Raw genomic sequence first — 18616 nt, 5'->3', positions numbered from 1 at the left:
CTTGCGGAACGAAGTTTGTTTTCCTGCAAATACTTGGTTGTTACCTTTTAATTTTATTCGGGTTGATTGACAACGCGTTGGCGAGCGACATCGATTCTCAGGAAATTCTAATGAAAAGGATCAGCTTCAAGGTTGAAAACCAGTCCATTAAAAAAGTATTGATTGAAATCGAAAAGAGCGCCAGGATACGGTTTGTTTATAATCCTGATTTGCTAAAATCAGCACAAAAACTAAACATCACAATTGATAATTTACCATTGGGTGAAGTGTTGCAAAATGTGCTTACTCCACTTCAGATAGGCTATCGGATTCTGGGGAAACAGATCGTTCTGAACAGGCTGGAAGAAAAAACGGATTTGATTCAGGAAAATACGGAGCGGTTTAAGGTAGCGGCTCCGTTGGATATACCCGTTAAAGGAAGCATTACCGATGATAAAGGCGAAGCCATTATTGGCGCCAGTGTTATTATTAAAGGCCTTAACCGGGGGGCAACGACCGATGTTCAAGGGAAATTTTCGCTGTCGGTACCCAATGAAAGTTCAGTGTTGATCATGAGTTTTATTGGCTACGAAACCCAGGAATTGCCAGTGGGTAACCGCACGGTTTTCGATGTCGTTTTAAAAACGGATTTAAAGCAGTTGGAAGAAGTCGTTGTGGTTGGGTACGGCGAAATTAAAAAGACGGATCTGACCGGTGCCGTCGCATCGGTGCAAACCAGAGACATTGTCCGGGCCAACCCGGTAATGGCATCCAAAGCCATTCAGGGGCAGGTCGCCGGAGCAACCGTCACCAAATCGAGTAATAAACCGGGGGCTGGGTACAACATCTCCATTCGGGGCGAAAATACCATCAACAATTCCACCGAACCGCTGGTGGTGATCGACGGGTTGATGGGCGGCAATCTTAACAACCTCAATCCCAATGACATCCAGTCGATGGACATCCTGAAAGATGCTTCTTCGACGGCCATTTATGGCGCCCGTGGTGCCAACGGGGTTATTATTGTCACGACCAAAAAAGGCATTTCCGGTAAACCGCGCGTGAGTTATGATAGCTATGTCGGCGTAAAAGCGCCCGCCCACATTCCTAAACTGATGTCGAGCGAGCAGTTTTACAAAGCGGTTTATACCGACCGGGTGCTGGAAGGTGCTACCGGCGCTACCTTTACGGCGGCCGAAATGGCGAATATTCAGGCGGGGAAAACGGCCGATTGGGTGGATTTAATTACGAAGCCCGCGCTGCAAACGAGCCACAACCTTAGTGTGGCCGGAGGCAGTGAGAAAACAACTTACCGGTTTTCGGGCGGGTATTTAAACGAGAACGGCAACGTGTTGTACACGGGCTACAAACGGTATAACCTGAATGCTGGGCTGGACAGTAAACTGGGCCGTCTTTTCAAGGTAGGATTTACCTCGTATTTAACCTACAGTAACCAGAATGTGGGTTCTCAGGAATCGCTGCGGGGCGCTTACCGGGCGCGTCCGACGGGAACGGCCTATTTTAGCGACCTTGCCAATCCGTCGGAAAATGGTGATTTCAACATCGACGGCTACGCGTTCTGGATGGGGATCAACGACAAGCAGGTCCCTAATCCGCTGGCCGATGTCGACCCTAAAACCTCGAAACTGCAGACCACCAACCTGACGGTGATGAGCAATGGCTATGTGGAGTTCACGCCCGTCAAAGGGTTAAGCATTCGTTCGTCGCTTTCCGCATCCTATGGCTCCGAGCGGGTGGGTGATTTTCGGGGCCAGTGGTCAAAATCCCAGATTGGGGCCAAGCCCCGGGCGCAGTTTGACAATCGGACGCAGGGCAATTACACGCTGGATAATATCGTCAATTATAATCTGGAACTGGGAAGGCATAAATTCGGCGTAACGGGTTTGCAAAGCGCCTTTTACCAGCGGAACGAAGCGTATCAGATTGCAGCAAAGGACCTGCCCTACGATTCGGATTGGTATGCGTTAAATACCGGTACGGTGACGGGAATCAACAGTTCGCTGGTGGAACGTTCGCTGCTTTCGTTTATGGGCCGGGTCAATTATTCCTACAACGACCGGTATTTAGTGACGGTAACGGGCCGGTCGGACGGCGCTTCCCAGCTTTCGGAAGGCAACAAATGGGCGTTTTTTCCGTCGGTGGCGTTGGCCTGGCGGTTGGGCGATGAAGCTTTTATTACGAATCTCAACGTGTTTTCGAACCTGAAACTGCGCCTGAGTTATGGTCAGGTGGGCAACTCGACGGTCAACCCGTACAGCACCCAGGCCGGTCTGCTCAATACCGGGTATGATTTCGACGGCACGGCGGCCTACGGGTTTGCGCCCGCCAATCTGGCCAACAAGGATTTGCGATGGGAACGGAGCACGGAATACAACCTGGGTCTGGACTTCGGCTTCTTCAAAAACCGGATTTCGGCTTCGCTGGAGCTCTATAACCGGAAAACAAAAGATCTGATTCTGAACCAGAAGATTCCGACAGCGACCGGTTTTTCGCAGGTGATTGCCAATGTGGGGCAGATTGAGAACAAAGGCGTCGAACTGACGCTGAATACGGTCAACGTCGCCAGGAACGATTTTAGCTGGAACAGCACCTTCGCGTTCACCCGAAACCGCAACAAACTGCTCCAGTTATACGGCGATGGACAGACGGTTGACAAAGGCAACAAACTCTTCGTCGGCTACCCGATCCGGTCGAATTTCGATTATAAGTTTGATGGCATCTGGCAAACGGCGGAGCAGGAAGCTGCGACCAAATACAAACAGGTTCCCGGCTCGGTGCGCGTGGTCGACAGGAACAACGACGGCGTTATTTCGTCGACCGATGCCATCGACGACCGGATGGTGCTCGGAACGCAACTGCCAAACTGGATTCTGGGCGTTACCAACCGCTTCAAATTCAAAAATCTGGACTTGTCCTTCTTCCTGTATTACCGCAATGGCGTTCAGTATTACAACAACACCCTGGCCGGAACCTTCGGTGAAATAAGCGGCACCCGGTATAACAAACTGGCTTCGCTGGACTACTGGCGGAGCGACAATCCGTCGAACACCTATTTCGGTGTTGTGGCCGCCAATCCCTACCGGAACGCCATCAACTACCAGGATGCCAGCTTTTTACGGATTTCCGACATCACTGTTGGTTACACCCTGCCGAAAGGATTGATGTCGAACTGGAAACTGGCCAATGCCCGCCTGTATGCGCAGGTCATCAACCCGTTTGTGTTCACCAAATTTACCGGTTTTGACCCCGAATTTAACTCGGCGATTTATCAGGACGACGTGCCGTCGATGACGTACACCGTGGGCGTAAATATCAGTTTCTAACCCCGAATTCAACGAATTATCCGAATGAAATCATTCTTACCGATGCGTTATTCTGCCTTCGCCGTGGCTTTTATCGGCCTGGTTGCTGCCGGTTGTAAAGACGATTTTCTGGTTGAAAAACCGGTGACGACCCTGACCACCGACGTATATTATAAAACAGAAGCCGGATTCGAGGATCTGGTCCGGTCCTGTTATTCCCTGCTGCGAAATATCCACCAGAACCGGGCGCTGGTTCTGAACGGAACCGATATTTTTTCGCAGAGCGGTTTCGGCGATCCGAAGTTTGCCACGCCGGCGGTAACGGGCGGCCCTCTGGAACAGTACGATGTGCGTTTAAACGCGACGCTGGGCGAATTGCAAAGCCTCTGGACCTTGTTATACGCCGAAATTGCCCGAACCAATACGGCCATTAGCCGGGCCGACGGCATCACCACCATGGCCGCTGCGCTCAAAGAGACACGGCTTTCGGAAGCCAAATTCCTGCGGGCGTTGTCCTATTTCTACCTGGTTCAGCAGTGGGGTGATGTCCCGATGCCGCTGACCGAATCGCTAAGCCCGAGCAAGGAAGCCATCCGGGTTCCTTCGGCGGAGATTTACAAACAGATTATCAACGATTTGCTCGATGCGGAAGCGAAATTACCGGTAACGGCTTCCAATTATGGGCGGATTACCAAAGGCGCGGCCCAGTTTTTAATATCGCGGGTGTATCTGACCCGGGGCTGGAATTTCAAAAGTTCGTTGGGTGGTTCAACCGCCGATTTCGACCTGGCGCTGCAATACGCCGATAAAGTGATCGAGGCCTATCCGCTGGCGACGGCCTACAACCAGTTGTTTCCGACCCGTTCCGAAAATCCGCTGAAACAGTATACCGGGGCTCAGAATGATAAGAATCCCGAAATCGTTTTTGCCGTCCAGTACAATTCGGATGTGTTGACCAACAAAACCGACCCGGCTTTTACCGTCGACCCGGCGGGGGGCAATAATCTGCATTCGGTTTTTGGCGGGGGCGGAGAAGGCTATCCGGGTACCAAAGGCCGAACATCGGATTACAACCGGCATCAACCGGTACACATCACCAATCCGGCCATGTACCGCCTGTTCGATCCGGAAAACGATTCGCGCTATGACCATAATTTTGTGGAGGTTGGCTATGCCTTATTGCCCGTTGCCGGTTTTAAACCACTGCCCGTCGTGAACCCGAATCTGAAAATCGATATCAAAGCCGGGGATACCGTCGTGTATTTCCGCCCCTGGAACAAACCCGCCACGTCGTTAAACGACCGCGGTATTGATTTAGGCGGCAAAAGGAATTATTCGGTGGTCAATCTGGACGAGTTTAGCGGAGGGTACGGTTTTGTGAATGGCAGCGCCGTCAGCGTGAGCGGTTTTCCGTCGGACCAGCCGATGATGTGGAAATTCTGGCAACCCGGTATTGCTTACGGCGATGCGTTTGGGACCTTCAACGAAGCGGTTTTCCGCTCGGCCGAAGCGTATCTGATTGCGGCCGAAGCCATTGTCAAAGGCGCGAAAAACGGAAAGCTGGGCGGTGCTGAAGTCTATTACAACAAGGTGCTGGACCGGGCTTTGGTCAAAAAAGGGGGCGATCCCCTGTGCGCCAAAGAGCCCGGAAATGTGAAGTCGCTGGAAACGGTATCGTACCGGGCTACGGCGGCTACCATCTCGATCGACCTGATTCTGGACGAACGGGCGCGCGAACTCATGGGCGAATATTCCCGCTGGTTCGATCTGAAGCGGACCGGCAAACTGGTCGAACGGGTGAAAAAATACAATCCCTGGGCCGCCAAAAGCAATACCATCAAAGACATTCATTATTTACGACCCATTCCACAGGGCGAGATTGACCTGTCTTTCCCGGCCATGAAGCAGAATGAAGGCTATTGAAACGAACGACAAACGGGCATGACGAAGCGACTGGCAAGGCTGGTGATCTGTTTTTTTTATTCCGCCACGGTGGCCTTTTCCCAGACCACCAGCAGCCTCTGGCTGGATGATTTGCCGACCAAATCGTTTTCGGAAGGTATTCCGGCGGTATTACCCAAAACAACGGCCGCCGGGGATTCCATCGTGATGCACGGGACGTATTTTAACCGGGGCGTCGGCGTGAATGCGACCAGCATTCTGGCGTTCTTTCTGGATGGAAAAGCCACCGAATTCACCGCTTTGGTGGGCGTAGACGACAAAGGGATAAAGGAATTGCCCCACCGGTTTTACGTCATTGGCGACCGGAAAATCCTGTTTGACAGCGGTGACATGCGGCTTGGCGACGAACCAAAGAACGTCGCTGTGCCGTTGAACGGCATTAAACGGCTGGGCCTTCTGGTGAAAGTCGATGATGCGGGGCGCACGAAAGTGTATTCCAACTGGGCCAACGCGCGGCTGGTCGTGCGGGATAATTACCTTCCACAAACCATTCCCAATACCGATGAACGCTACATCCTGACTCCGCCAACGCCAAAAACGCCTAAAATCAACTCCGCCCGGGTGTTCGGAGCCACGCCCGGCAACCCGGTTTTGTATACCATCGCGGCCACGGGCGAACGACCCATGCGGTTTTCGGCCAAAGGATTACCGGCGGGGCTTTCGCTGGATGTACAGACGGGCCTTATTACGGGAAAAGTGGTACAGCGCGGGACTTATAAAGTGACACTGACCGCCAGAAATGCCTTTGGCCAGGCAACCCAAAACCTGAACCTGAAGATTGGCGATGCGATTGCGCTGACGCCCCCGATTGGCTGGAACGGCTGGAATTCGTGGGCCCGAAACATCGACCGGGAAAAGGTAATTGCTTCCGCCAAGGCGATGGTCAGGATGGGATTGAGCCAGCACGGCTGGACGTATATCAACATCGACGATGCCTGGCAGGGCCAGCGCGGAGGAAAATTCAACGCCATTCAGCCGAATGAAAAGTTTCCGAAATTCCGGGAAATGGTCGATTTCATCCACAGGTTGGGGCTGAAAGTCGGGGTTTACTCGACGCCCATGATCACGAGTTACGCGGGCTACGTCGGTGGTTCTTCCAACTTGAAAGACGGCGGTTTTCCCGATTCCATTCAGGCCAACAAGCGGGCTTTCCGTTACGTTGGCAACTACCGGTTTGAAACCCAGGATGCCCGGCAACTGGCCGAGTGGGGCATCGATTACCTGAAATACGACTGGCGGATCGACGTGCCTTCGGCCGAGCGGATGTCGGTAGCGTTGAAGAATTCGGGCCGGGATATTTTCTACAGCATTTCCAATTCCGCCCCGTTTGCCAGCGTCACCGACTGGGTGCGATTGACGAATAGCTACCGGACCGGCCCCGACATTCGCGACAGTTGGAACAGCCTGTATGTGTCCGCTTTCACCTTGGACAAGTGGGCCCCGTACGCTGGCCCCGGCCACTGGAACGACCCCGATATGATGATTCTGGGCAATGTCACCACCGGAACGCAACTGCATCCCACGCGCCTGACACCCGACGAGCAATACAGCCACGTGAGCTTATTTAGCTTACTGTCAGCGCCTTTGCTCATCGGTTGCCCCATCGAACAGCTCGATGCGTTCACGCTGAACTTGTTGACCAACGACGAGGTGATCGAGATTGATCAGGACCCGTTGGGCAAATCGGCGAGGCTCTTGCGGGAAGAAAATGGGGTACAAATCTGGCTCAAACCGCTGGAAGACGGCTCGTTTGCCGTCGGCCTGTTCAACATCGGTGATTTTGGTAAAACGCCCGAATCGTATTTCCGCTGGGGTGATGAAACCGCCAAATCGTTCACGTTTGATCTGGCCAATGTGGGGCTGAACGGTCACTACCGGTTGCGGGATGTATGGCGGCAAAAGACTCTTGGCGTGGTTGAAACGTCATTTAAAACGGAGATTCGGCACCACGGGGTGGTTCTGCTCCGGCTGTTTCCGAAAAAATAATCCATGAAAAATACCCCCAATACCTCAAAGTCGGTTGCGATTCTATTCCTGTTCATGGCGACCGCTACTTACGCCCAAAAGACGAGCACGGTTTGGCTGGATGACCTGTTGATTCAGACTTTTTCCGAAGGCATCCGTCCGGTGACGGCGAAACGAAATTACAGCAACGATTCGATTCGCATCAACCGCACGTATTTCCGCCGGGGCGTGGGCGCACAAAGCGTTAGTGTGCTGGCCTTTTACCTGAACAAAAATGCCACGCGGTTCAGTGCCGTGATTGGGGCGGATGATCTGGGAAATAAAGAAATACCGGTCCGGTTTTACATCATCGGTGACCGGAAAGTGCTGTTCGAAAGCCGGGAAATGCACGTGGGCGACGCTCCTCAAAACGTGGAGGTGAACCTGGCGGGAATCGAGCGGCTGGGGCTTTTGATCACCGATCCGGTCGGCGGTTCCAACAACAAACGGACCTACGCCAACTGGGCCAATGCGCAGCTGACGATGAAGGGCGAAAACCGGCCCGGACACATTCCCAATACGGACGAAAAGTACCTGCTGACGCCTGAGCCTGCCGAACAACCCCGGATAAATTCTGCCAAAATCGTCGGCGCTACGCCCGGTAATCCGTTTCAGTATACCATTGCCGCGACGGGCAAACGGCCCATGCGGTTTACGGCAGCCGGTTTGCCGGGCGGTTTGGTGCTGGACAAAAATACCGGTATTATTTCGGGTAAAGTCAACCAGCGGGGTACGTACCCAACCACGTTAAAAGCCATCAACGCGCTGGGTGAAGCGGCCCTGCACCTAACCATCATGATCGGTGATACCATTGCGCTGACGCCCCCAATTGGCTGGAACGGCTGGAATTCGTGGGAAACCAAAATCGATCGGGAAAAGGTGATCGCATCGGCCGACGCGATGGTCAGGATGGGGCTGAAAGACCACGGCTGGACGTATATCAACATCGATGATGCCTGGCAGGGCAAGCGGAACGGTTCGCTGAACGCCCTTCAGCCGAACGAAAAATTTCCGGATTTTAAAGAAATGGTGGATTACATCCACTCGCTGGGTTTAAAAGCCGGTCTGTATTCGACGCCCTATATTTCGAGTTACGGCGGGTATGTCGGCGCGTCGTCTGATTTTGAACGGGGCGGAGAGTCGCATCAGTCGATCAGGATCAACCGGCGGGCGTTTAACCGCATTGCCCGGTACCGGTTTGAAATCGAAGACGCCCGGCAAATGGCCGAATGGGGGATCGACTTTCTGAAATATGACTGGCGAATCGATGTCAACTCGACCGAACGGATGTCGGCCGCCCTGCGGCAGTCGGGCCGGGATATTGTGTTCAGTTTGTCCAATTCGGCCCCGTTTGCCAACGTCACCGACTGGATGCGGTTATCGAACATGTACCGCACCGGCCCCGACATTCGGGATAGCTGGGCGAGCCTGTATCAGCTGGCGTTTACGCTCGACAAGTGGGCACCCTACAGTGGCCCCGGCCACTGGAACGACCCCGATATGATGATTCTGGGCAAGGTATCGACCGGCCCCGAACTTCATCCGACCCGCCTGACACCCGACGAGCAATACAGCCACGTGAGTTTATTTAGCTTATTGTCAGCGCCTTTGCTCATCGGTTGCCCCATCGAACAGCTCGATGCGTTCACGCTGAATCTGCTGACCAACGACGAAGTGATCGAGATTGATCAGGACCCGCTGGGCAAATCGGCGAGGCTCGTGCGGGAAGAAAATGGCGTTCAAATCTGGCTCAAACCGCTGGAAGACGGCTCGTTTGCCGTCGGCCTGTTCAACGTCGGCGACTATGGCAAAACGCCCGAATCGTATTTCCGCTGGGGTGATGAAACGGCCAAACCGTTCGCCTTTGATCTGGCCAACGTGGGGCTGAACGGCCGCTACCGGTTGCGCGATGTGTGGCGGCAAAAGGATATTGGTCGGTTTGATAAATCGTTCCGGACGAAGATCCGCCACCACGGCGTGGTTCTGCTCCGCTTGTTTCCAATTCACTAAACAGTAGCCCACGGAGTCGCTAATCTTTCAGGTTGTATGGAATTGTATACCACAAATAGAAACGGGAAGTGGATGAGCCGATTGCTCACCATAGGCCTGATGATGGGCGGGATTGGCGCGGTCCTGTCCGGCATGAACCCGTCCCGCCAACGCGGTCCCAAACAACCGCCCAATATCGTCTATATCCTGGCGGATGATTTGGGTTACGGTGATGTGTCGGTTTATAATCCGGAAGGACAGATCAAGACGCCGAATATTGATAAACTGGCGTCGCAGGGCATGCGGTTTACGGATGCGCATTCGCCCTCGTCGGTCTGCACGCCCACACGCTACGGCTTGTTGACGGGGCGGTATCCCTGGCGCAGCCGCCTGCCGGTTGGGGTGTTGCGTGGCTATAGCCGGACGTTGATTGAAGCCAGTCGGCCCACCGTCGCTTCGTTCTTAAAAAAGAATGGGTACCAAACGGCGGTGGTCGGCAAGTGGCATCTGGGGCTGGATTGGGAAGTTCAAAATGGCCATGAATCGGTTTTAACGGCGGAGGGATACGGTATTAAAACCGAAATGAATCCCGACGACATTGATTTTTCGCGGGAACCGGCGCAGGGGCCGAAAACCGTTGGCTTCGATTATTCGTACATTCTGCCCGCTTCGCTCGATATGCCTCCGTATTGCTACCTGGAGAACCAGAAACTGACCGAATTACCGACGGGGTATACCGACGGAAATAAGCTGGCATCCGGGTACACCGGCCCGTTCTGGCGCGAAGGCAAAATGGCACCGGCCTTCAATTTCCATGGCGTGTTGCCCACTTTTGTGACGAAAGCTACGGAATTCCTGAAAAAGCAGTCCGCTAAAAAGCCCTTCTTTCTGTATCTTCCGCTGGCGGCTCCGCACACGCCCTGGATGCCGACCAACGACTACGCCGGAAAATCGAAAGCCGGGGAATACGGCGATTTTGTCCAGCAGGTGGACGCTGCCGTCGGGGAGGTGTTGCGAACCCTGGCCGAATCGGGGCTGGCCGAAAACACGCTGGTCATTTTTGCGAGCGATAATGGCCCGTACTGGCGGGAAGATTTTGTGAAACGATTTAAGCACAAAGCCGCCGGAGCGTTCCGGGGCATGAAAGGCGATGCGTTCGAAGGCGGCCACCGCATTCCGTTTATCGTTCGCTGGCCGGGGCAGGTGAAAGCGGGAACCACCAGCGCAGCCACCACGACCTTGACCAATCTGCTGGCGACCTGCCAGGAGATTCTGGGCGATAGGAATCGTGCCGGTATGCCCGAAGACAGCTACAGCATTCTGCCCGTTTTGTTGGGGAAAAGCACTCAGGTGACCGATCAGCCCGCCGTTGTTCACAGTTCGTCCATCGGTTTTTTTGCGATTCGGAAGGGCGATTGGAAATTGATCGAGGGGCTGGGATCGGGCGGTTTTACGGAACCCAGAGCAATCAAACCACAGACGGGGGAGGCCGCAGGACAACTTTATAACCTGGCAACGGATGTCGCCGAGACGAAAAATCTCTACCAGCAGAATCCTGAGAAAGTTCGGGAGCTGACCGAATTGCTGGTCAAAATCAGGCAAAGCACCCGCCGGGTTTCGCCCTGACGCCTGAGCCGGTCGAAAGGCGCGGCAGTCGGGTTGATGGAATGACCCGACTGCCTTTCGCTTTCACTCAGGGTTTGGTATAATAAGGGTCCAGAAATAAATAGCGTTCCCGGTTTTTTTCCGTTTCGAGCCGCGTATTCACATCGATTTGCATGAACTGAACGCTGTTCCCGCTGTTGGCTGCCGGCCATTTTGGCAAACCGGCCCCATTGGGATTGCCGGTTTTTACGAAGTTGGCAAAGAAATTCTGCATGACTTCTGAAACCTTGTAATCATCGGGCGTCCAGGCGTAAACCTTGTTTTTTGGAAGATTTCCCATAGCATACTCGATTTCGGCGGAGTGAACCGCGCCGTGCGCGGGCGCGATTTTAACCGCGTTGGCATCCGTTGATTTCACAACGCCACCCGCCAAACCGGGGGTCGCATTGCCCATTTCGGGCGTCATGGCCGGGCGTGGGCGCGAGTAGTAATACCGATATACCGGTTTGCCACCGCCCGTTTTTCCCTGAAGGTCAGCCCATTTCCAGGTACTGTAGGCCAGAAACCGGTCGCTGGCCAGGGCCGTCGCCGATTGCAGAATTTCGTCTTCGGTAGACCCCGGATAGAGTTTTAAGACCTCATCCGCCTTCTCGTTGTAGAGTTTTTTAACGGCATTGGCGTAGTTTTCGGGCGTCGGTTTTTCCTGACCCAGAATCGCGCGCGAATTCATCTCCTCCGAGTTCCAGCCAACCAGCAAAGGGACATGGGCCTGTTCACCAGCCGCAAAAATTTCCATCGGCGGTTTCGGAAAGAAATACCCGTCCACGGTGGCACTGAACCGGGGCACACCCGGTTTTCCGGTGGCCTCCAGGAGCTGTTCCGCGGGCATGGCCCGCAGGTCTGCCAGCGAATTGGCCCCCAGCGCCTTGGCAAACGCCACGCCCGCTTCCTCGCCTTTCGCCAGCGGAACGGGTGGCAGCCCCCCGAGCAGCGAACCACTTTCACCAATGGCGCCGGCAATCAATCCTTTCGATAAAGGCGACGCCATCAGGCCGCTGACGGCAATCGACCCGGCCGACTCACCGGCAATGGTCACCCGTTTGGGATCTCCGCCAAAAGCCGCAATGTTTTGCTGCACCCAGCGAAGAGCCGCAGCCATATCCAGATACGCATAGTTACCGGATGAGTGATTGGGTGACTCCTGCGTTAATTCGGGATGCGCCATAAAACCGAACACCCCAAGCCGGTAGTTCACCGTTAGGGCCACCATGCCTTTGGTTGCCATGCTCTCCCCGTCGTAACGACCTTCCGAACCGTCACCGGCAATAAAACCGCCCCCGTAGAAATAGACCAAAACCGGTAGTTTTTCGGAGGCCGACTTGGCGGGAGTCCATACGTTTAAGTAGAGGCAGTCTTCACTCATGCCATCGGAACGAAACCCCATATCGCCAAAAACAGCGCGTTGCATCGCCCGGGGGCCAAATTTGTCGGCTTTCCGGACCCCTTGCCAGTTTTTAACGGGTTGGGGCGCTTTCCACCGTAAGTCGCCCACGGGCGGCTGACCGAACGGAATGCCTTTAAAAGCCCGTATGCCACTGGTTTCGGTAACGCCTTCCAGCAGGCCGTTGGCGGTTTTGGCTTGTGGGGCCATCGTGTTTTTGTTTGACTGGGCGCTCGCCATCGAAGCTACCTGAATAGTCAAAGCGGTCAGGATTACAAGGGTTTTCATCATCGTCGTATAGGGTATAAAAAATGAGTGACCTGCGCAACCGATCGTTTCGATACCGGACCGTTGGTTATTGTCTCATTTTGGAACAATAATAGAAATTTAAATTGAGAGCCCCGCATTTTTTGTTACTTGCACGCTGAATTTTAATCTTATGTCGCAGCATTTAATCCCGGAAGAGCTAAATCCGGAAGGAGCCGATTTCCTGCCGGGGCTGGCCATGGACTTCGTTATTTTTGGTTTTCATCAGAATCAGTTAAAAATCCTGCTGCTCGACTACCGGAATACCGACTTGTTTGCCTTGCCGGGCGGTTTTATTCGGCAAAACGAGAATTTAAACGATGCCGCCCGCCGGGTGCTGGCCGAACGGACCAGTCTGACGGATATTTACCTGGAGCAATTTTATAGTTTTGGCGATGTTGCCCGCCACGATGTTGCGCCTTTGCGAGCGATCATGGAGGCAAAAGGTCTCAAACCCGGCGATGATCACTGGCTGTTGCGCCGGTTTGTTTCGGTGGGCTATTATGCACTGATCGATTTTACGAAGGCCGTGCCGATTGCCGATTTACTGTCCGATTCCTGTGCCTGGTATGAGTTGACGAATCTGCCCCCGCTCATGCTCGACCATCGGGCCATTGTTCAAAAAGCGCTGGAAACCCTTCGGGCCGACCTCGACCGGAAAGGAGCGGGTCTGAACCGCTGGGCCGCCCCGTTGCTGTCCGAAACCTTCACCATGGGGGAGTTGCAGAGTCTTTATGAAACGATTTTGGGCCAGAAATTACGCCGTTCGAGTTTCCAGCGGAAAATGCTCAGTCTCGATATATTAGTACGTCTCGATAAAAAATACAGTGGTGGCGCCCACAAAGCTCCGTATCGCTACCGGTTTCCTGCCGAAGAGAAATAAGAATTCAGACGTCGAAGAACGGGTGGTTTCGGCCCGGCAGCGGTCGGCAAAGCCGGTTTACCTACTCGTCGTTTCAATGTCCGAAACCGGAAGCAGGAGCATTTTAACCTTTGCCAGCAGATCTTCCATGGTGAAAGGCTTGGTCAAAAAACCGCTCGGTTCGCCTAGTTCAACGCCCTGCCGGGCAATGGGCCACTCGGCTCCCGATACCAGCATTACCGGTGTTTTACAATCCAGAGCCTTTATCCGCTGTAATACTTCGATACCGCTCATGCGGGGCATCAGGAGGTCAAGCAGGATCAGATCGAGTCGTTGCTGGTTAATCCAGTTGAGTGCTTCCTGCCCGTCATGGGCAATGAATACTTCATAACCAGCGCTGGTGAGCTGGAACGTAAACAACTGCCGGTACGTAGCATCGTCGTCTACGACTAAGATTTTTCGCTTTCTGCTCATCGTTACCTCCGCGTTAAACTGGGCAGGATGTCGATCTGGTTTTACATCCAATTGGGCTTGTCAATGGCTGACCACTACGGTAGCCGGAAGTGGTCAGCCATTGATGCACTTCTTTAAGAGTGCTGCTACGGGACAGTTTGGGATGAGTTAAAAATAATTAGCAAACGGCCCATCGGTGAGGCCGATCAACGGGCGTTAAAGTCTTTCCAGGAAGGGGGAGGTGTTGTAATTATTTGATAAACAAAGTATAAGCAGAGGGGCTCTTTTTTAGGATAAAATAACTTGCGTTTTAGGTCATTGCATTTTCGATTAAAAACTATTCATCGGATCCGGCTGATAATTAGCTGGTTTACCTGTTCGGCGAATTCGTGCTGTACCCAGTGGGTGGCCTCCTCGATAAAAAGTAATTCACCCTGGTCACACAACTCGATACTGGACTGGGCCAGGGGACGAGTCAGAAACCGGTCGCGCACTCCCCAGATCAGTAGCAACGGGATTGTAATGCGGGTGTGGGCGGGCAGGGCCGGACGCTGTCTGACAAAAGCCCGATACCAGTTAATCATCGTACGCATCGCCGGTTGGCCGGTTGGTCCGGGTTGCGCCCACGCCTGCCGGTAATTGGGTAGGTCGGCATCCGGGAAGGTGCCAGCCCGGCTGGTTTGCCGCATTGCCCAAACGGGTGCCCACCAGTTGCCCAGCCGTGCCAGCCATTCCGGCAACCGGGGAAGTTGGAAAAAGCCGACATACCAGCTTCGGAGCATTTGCCGCGGCCTGTTCCGTATGGCGCGCAGCATAACCGCCAGGTGGGGCATGTTCAGACAAACGACCCGGTGCAGCCGTTCGGGGTGCGTCATGGCCAGCCACCAGGCGACTCCTCCGCCCCAGTCATGGCCGATCACCGTTGCCTGTTGCACCTGAGCGGCATCCATGAGCCCCAGCACATCGTCTCCCAGTTTGTCGATCGTGTAGTCGCTGACGGCCAGCGGTTTGTCACTCAGGTTATAACCGCGCTGGTCGGGTGCCCATACCCGAAAACCAGCCGCAGCCAGGGCCGGAATCTGATACCGCCAGGCGTACCAAAACTCAGGAAAACCGTGGAGCAGAATCACCAGCGGTCCATCGACGGGCCCATCTTCTTTGAGGTGCAGCCGGATGTGGTTGGTATTGACGAAGCGGGAATGCATACCTCCTGAACCGCCCTGGCCCAGTTGGGTTAGCGGCAGTTAGCGAATGGGGCTTATCGAAGTGGTCCATTTCCTCATTTCTGGTGAATTAATGCCGACCGGAGCAGGTAATCCCCGAGCTACGGAGTTGAACCGGGTAGTGCTAGTCGTCAACTTCAAAACGTATCGTAAAAATGAATCCAACCATCGAGAATAAACCGGCCGACTTACAGGATCCTCAACAGAAGTATCCCCAGCCACCGCAGTCGGAGCAGCAACCGCAGGATGTGCCCGGCACCGAAAGCGAAATGCAGCCAACGGCCGATCATGGCGAGACCTCGTATCAAGGCTCGGGTAAACTGACCGGCCGCAAAGCGATCATTACCGGGGGCGACTCGGGCATTGGCCGGGCGGTGGCCATCGCCTTTGCCCGCGAGGGAGCCGACGTACTGATTGCCTACCTCAACGAAGAGGAGGATGCCCGGGAAACCGCCCGGTATGTGGAAGAAGCTGGCCGGAAGGCCGTGCTGGTAGCCGGCGATATCCGCGACGAAGCGCATTGCCAGCAACTTGTGGAGCGCGCGGTGGCCGAGCTGGGTGGGCTCGACATTCTGGTCAACAACGCGGCTTATCAAATGGCGCAGGAATCGTTGCAGGATATCACCGCGGACCAACTCGACCGCACCTTCCGGACCAACATCTTCGCGATGTTTTATTTGTGTAAGGCCGCCGAAAAACACCTGAAACCCGGCAGCACGGTGGTCAATACCACCTCGATCAACGCCTACAAACCCAGCCCCATTCTGCTGGACTACGCGGCTACCAAAGCCGCTATTCAGAACTTTACGGCTAACCTCGGTCAGGTCTGGGCTGAAAAAGGGATTCGGGTAAACTGCGTGGCGCCGGGCCCGATCTGGACACCCCTGATTCCGTCGACCATGCCGCCGGAAAAAGTGAAAAATTTCGGGCAGGACGTTCCCCTGAAACGGGCCGGTCAGCCCGCCGAACTCGCTCCGGCTTACGTCCTGCTGGCTTCCAACGATTCGAGCTACATGACCGGATCGACCATCCAGGTGACGGGCGGCACGCCCACCATTTAAAGGTGTTTTCATGGAACCTGCCCGGCGGGCAGGTTCCATTTTTTCATTGACCGGTTTTTTTGATGCCCTGCCCCCTTAGGAGGGGCGGTAGCTGTTTTGGGAGTTGGTGAAACTCCGTTCAAGCTGGTGCCTGAGTTTTCCCGTTACGGTATGCAGCATGGTGTCCCAGTTTTGCCCATTATCTTCGGCGAAGACAGCCGCGCCGGGTACGTCCAGACTGATGCGTAATGATTTCTCATTGGGCCCTCCGTGGGCTTCGACGCGCAGAAACACATCAGCGGCAATGAGGTCTCCGCTGTAATAACGCCGGAGTTTGGTCAAAGCCTGCGCAATCCGGTCCCGGAACGCATCATCTACGGTACTATTAACCGCCTGAATTCTCAGTTTAACATCGTCTAGTCCTTTCTGCTCGCTCATCTTTCTTTTCGGTAGTTAGCTGTACTGAACAAGTACTATTCACAAGAGAAAAAGTCGGCCGGGAAGGACGACAAATGAGGCTACGGTATCACCTGACCGGTCCTAAACACCGCCAGTTGCGGCCAGAGGGGCGGTGGAAGAAATCGAAGAAGGCATCGAACTCAGGATGAAATCCTGCAGCCGGCAGGGGTGGTCTACCCGGAGGAATATTTTCCAATTGGACAACCCGGTGAAGAAAACGCGGTAATCAAATGTAACGAATTAACACGAAATGGCAAGAACCGGTAAGCGGGTCATTGGCCAGCCGGAATGGTGGCATTTCGCCAGCTGTGGCGCAGTGGGATTTTTCGGTAATTTCTTTGTATCTTGTAAGTCGAGATCCGGAAACTTCTCCTATCGAAAATACTGTTATTTAGTCAGCCTGCAGGACCTTTTGAATGCGTTTAATACGGCTTCAGGAAGTCCGTAGGTTATTTAATGAATTCTGCTAACCTCATACCAAAGCTCAATCAATGACGAAAGAATCCAGTGCGCTTTTACCCCCGAAAAATTCCGTAACTCCTTTTAAATTTCAGCATACCGACTACACTTTAGAACAGGCTCAAACGGCAAATGATGCCTTTGATCAGGCCGTTAAACAGTTTCTGCGCGACTGGATTGAACAGGGTACGGTTTCGACCAAAAGCCTCGAAGGCACGGGCGATACCGAGGAATTTATTGATCATGGAGCCTTACGGAGCTTCTTTAAACACCGGGAAGATGCCTTCGAGCGGCTACTCGAACAGGAACCCATCGCCCGCCATCTGCTGCGGCCCATCGACGAAGTCTATTTTCAGGGCGACGCCTATGAGCCCCTGCTGGCCAAATACGAGCGACGGATCTACAACATTGCCGCCCATCGGGAAAATCTGGAAGTGCCGTTTCGGTACAGCCCTTTCAGCCGGCAGGGCGATCATGGCGATACGCTCCAGCCTGCCGATCCGAATGGGGGGCCGCCGTCCGAAGACATTGGGGTCTATTTTGGTACCCGCCGGACCGACAGCACCGCCCTCACTATTTTGGCCCATCAACTGCGCTGGGAAGCCATGGCGCCGTCTGAGTTGCCCATCCACGTGATCACCGAAGGCTATATGGACGATTCGCTCCGGCGGGTGCGGGCCATTACCGAACAGGTGGGGCAGGAGGGAACCACGCAACTCCAGTGTTTTGTGATTCAACGACGGCATGCCGCCGACGACCGGCATCTGGGGGCGGCTTTGCTCATCATGAACCCTCAACGGCCTGCACTGCCGCAACGCATTATTTTCTGCGACACGCTGCGAGTGGGCCCTCAGCCGCCCTGGTGGGATAAATTCAAACAAAAGATCGACACGGTTTTTCCTCAGCCTGCCGGCGACACACCGGCTTCGGAACGGGTGGAAGACGGGGGCGTGAAACTCCAGCGCCTGCACGACGGGGTTCCCGTTCGGCATCAGGACATCGACTGCGCCTTCTACACGGCTTCCATGGGTCGGGCGCTGATTCAACTGGTGAAAGCGGATGCGAATCTGATTTTACAGGGCTCGATTGAAACCATTGTCAGCCAGATGACCGAGCGCATGCCCGAATATTACGAACAGCGAAACGAACCCAAAGAACCCGCTGTGGTTCGGCAGGTCAATGTCATTCGCCGGTGGAATACGGGCTGGCAGGCCTTAAAGAATATGATGCAGAACGGACTGGACTTCGTTTGTATGGACCCGTCGGCGGGTTACGGCTACAGAAATAACCCGATAACTCCGGCGTAATGGCCGGGGAGCAATCCGGAAGAAAACCGGTTTCCCGGCTTGGTGAAAAATACCGGTCGGCTTCTTTCTGACACGATCGGAAAGGAGCCGACCGGTATTTTTCGTTCTTTATCAGGTGGACCTCTGGCCGCCAGCGGGCGAAATCGGCGGCCATGGCAGGCGTATTCTTACTTTAGTATAGCTAAACAGCAATCCCTGGGAACG

The 18616-nt window shown here is 54.3% G+C and carries 12 protein-coding genes; 8 read left to right on the top strand and 4 right to left on the bottom strand.

Annotation, left to right across the window (positions count from 1 at the left end):
• The first annotated feature begins 110 nt into the window (after positions 1 to 110).
• The 5 genes from EHT87_RS13025 (at position 111) to EHT87_RS13005 (ending at position 10883) form a co-directional block, all read left to right on the top strand.
• Positions 111 to 3323, top strand: coding sequence for a TonB-dependent receptor (locus EHT87_RS13025; protein WP_229321042.1), 3213 nt, complete (start codon positions 111 to 113; stop codon positions 3321 to 3323).
• Positions 3324 to 3347: 24 nt separating this feature from the next.
• On the top strand, positions 3348 to 5225 hold the full coding sequence (locus EHT87_RS13020; protein WP_124907044.1) for a RagB/SusD family nutrient uptake outer membrane protein: 1878 nt from the start codon (positions 3348 to 3350) through the stop codon (positions 5223 to 5225).
• 18 nt (positions 5226 to 5243) lie between these two features.
• Positions 5244 to 7250 (top strand): NPCBM/NEW2 domain-containing protein, encoded by a 2007-nt coding sequence (locus EHT87_RS13015; RefSeq protein WP_124907043.1) that lies wholly within the window; start codon positions 5244 to 5246, stop codon positions 7248 to 7250.
• Positions 7251 to 7253: 3 nt separating this feature from the next.
• Positions 7254 to 9278 carry an NPCBM/NEW2 domain-containing protein gene (locus tag EHT87_RS13010; RefSeq protein ID WP_124907042.1) on the top strand — a complete coding sequence of 675 codons (2025 nt, stop codon included), beginning with the start codon at positions 7254 to 7256 and terminating at the stop codon, positions 9276 to 9278.
• 72 nt (positions 9279 to 9350) lie between these two features.
• Complete coding sequence (locus EHT87_RS13005) at positions 9351 to 10883, top strand: sulfatase family protein (RefSeq protein WP_185716204.1); 1533 nt, start codon at positions 9351 to 9353, stop codon at positions 10881 to 10883.
• Positions 10884 to 10950: 67 nt separating this feature from the next.
• Here EHT87_RS13005 and EHT87_RS13000 read toward each other — a convergent pair whose 3' ends face one another.
• Positions 10951 to 12591 (bottom strand): carboxylesterase/lipase family protein, encoded by a 1641-nt coding sequence (locus EHT87_RS13000; RefSeq protein ID WP_124907253.1) that lies wholly within the window; start codon positions 12589 to 12591, stop codon positions 10951 to 10953.
• A gap of 151 nt (positions 12592 to 12742) precedes the next feature.
• On the opposite strand from EHT87_RS13000, the gene EHT87_RS12995 reads away from it, so the two are divergent.
• Positions 12743 to 13492, top strand: coding sequence for an NUDIX hydrolase (locus tag EHT87_RS12995; RefSeq protein ID WP_124907041.1), 750 nt, complete (start codon positions 12743 to 12745; stop codon positions 13490 to 13492).
• Positions 13493 to 13549: 57 nt separating this feature from the next.
• Here the strand turns inward: EHT87_RS12995 and EHT87_RS12990 are convergent, their stop codons facing one another.
• Together EHT87_RS12990 and EHT87_RS12985 are read right to left on the bottom strand one after the other, a co-directional pair.
• Positions 13550 to 13945 carry a response regulator gene (locus EHT87_RS12990; RefSeq protein ID WP_124907040.1) on the bottom strand — a complete coding sequence of 132 codons (396 nt, stop codon included), beginning with the start codon at positions 13943 to 13945 and terminating at the stop codon, positions 13550 to 13552.
• A 320-nt stretch (positions 13946 to 14265) separates the two neighbouring features.
• Positions 14266 to 15129, bottom strand: a complete 864-nt coding sequence (locus EHT87_RS12985; RefSeq protein ID WP_124907039.1) for an alpha/beta fold hydrolase — start codon at positions 15127 to 15129, stop codon at positions 14266 to 14268.
• A 173-nt stretch (positions 15130 to 15302) separates the two neighbouring features.
• On the opposite strand from EHT87_RS12985, the gene EHT87_RS12980 reads away from it, so the two are divergent.
• Positions 15303 to 16208 carry an SDR family oxidoreductase gene (locus EHT87_RS12980; protein ID WP_124907038.1) on the top strand — a complete coding sequence of 302 codons (906 nt, stop codon included), beginning with the start codon at positions 15303 to 15305 and terminating at the stop codon, positions 16206 to 16208.
• Between the two features lie 75 nt (positions 16209 to 16283).
• On the opposite strand, the gene EHT87_RS12975 is transcribed toward EHT87_RS12980, so the two are convergent.
• A complete protein-coding gene (locus EHT87_RS12975) occupies positions 16284 to 16625 on the bottom strand; it encodes an HPF/RaiA family ribosome-associated protein (protein WP_124907037.1) in 342 nt (113 codons plus the stop codon).
• 512 nt (positions 16626 to 17137) lie between these two features.
• Here EHT87_RS12975 and EHT87_RS12970 point away from each other — a divergent pair.
• Positions 17138 to 18412 (top strand): hypothetical protein, encoded by a 1275-nt coding sequence (locus EHT87_RS12970; protein ID WP_229321040.1) that lies wholly within the window; start codon positions 17138 to 17140, stop codon positions 18410 to 18412.
• Positions 18413 to 18616: the final 204 nt, after the last annotated feature.

The organism is Larkinella knui (genome assembly GCF_003858645.1).
In the GTDB taxonomy this organism is placed as follows: Bacteria; Bacteroidota; Bacteroidia; order Cytophagales; family Spirosomataceae; genus Larkinella; species Larkinella knui.
The sequence above is the reverse complement of the archived record's forward strand: the minus strand, read 5'-3'. Positions and strand labels throughout refer to the sequence as shown.

Excerpts from the sequence above, each read along its gene's own strand:
- EHT87_RS12970 (WP_229321040.1), top strand. The coding sequence starts at position 17,138 with ATGACGAAAGAATCCAGTGCGCTTTTACCCCCGAAAAATTCCGTAACT.
- EHT87_RS13015 (WP_124907043.1), top strand. The coding sequence starts at position 5,244 with ATGACGAAGCGACTGGCAAGGCTGGTGATCTGTTTTTTTTATTCCGCC.
- EHT87_RS12985 (WP_124907039.1), bottom strand. The coding sequence starts at position 15,129 with ATGCATTCCCGCTTCGTCAATACCAACCACATCCGGCTGCACCTCAAA.
- EHT87_RS13000 (WP_124907253.1), bottom strand. The coding sequence starts at position 12,591 with ATGAAAACCCTTGTAATCCTGACCGCTTTGACTATTCAGGTAGCTTCG.
- EHT87_RS12990 (WP_124907040.1), bottom strand. The coding sequence starts at position 13,945 with ATGAGCAGAAAGCGAAAAATCTTAGTCGTAGACGACGATGCTACGTAC.
- EHT87_RS12975 (WP_124907037.1), bottom strand. The coding sequence starts at position 16,625 with ATGAGCGAGCAGAAAGGACTAGACGATGTTAAACTGAGAATTCAGGCG.
- EHT87_RS13020 (WP_124907044.1), top strand. The coding sequence starts at position 3,348 with ATGAAATCATTCTTACCGATGCGTTATTCTGCCTTCGCCGTGGCTTTT.
- EHT87_RS13010 (WP_124907042.1), top strand. The coding sequence starts at position 7,254 with ATGAAAAATACCCCCAATACCTCAAAGTCGGTTGCGATTCTATTCCTG.
- EHT87_RS12980 (WP_124907038.1), top strand. The coding sequence starts at position 15,303 with ATGAATCCAACCATCGAGAATAAACCGGCCGACTTACAGGATCCTCAA.
- EHT87_RS12995 (WP_124907041.1), top strand. The coding sequence starts at position 12,743 with ATGTCGCAGCATTTAATCCCGGAAGAGCTAAATCCGGAAGGAGCCGAT.
- EHT87_RS13025 (WP_229321042.1), top strand. The coding sequence starts at position 111 with ATGAAAAGGATCAGCTTCAAGGTTGAAAACCAGTCCATTAAAAAAGTA.
- EHT87_RS13005 (WP_185716204.1), top strand. The coding sequence starts at position 9,351 with ATGAGCCGATTGCTCACCATAGGCCTGATGATGGGCGGGATTGGCGCG.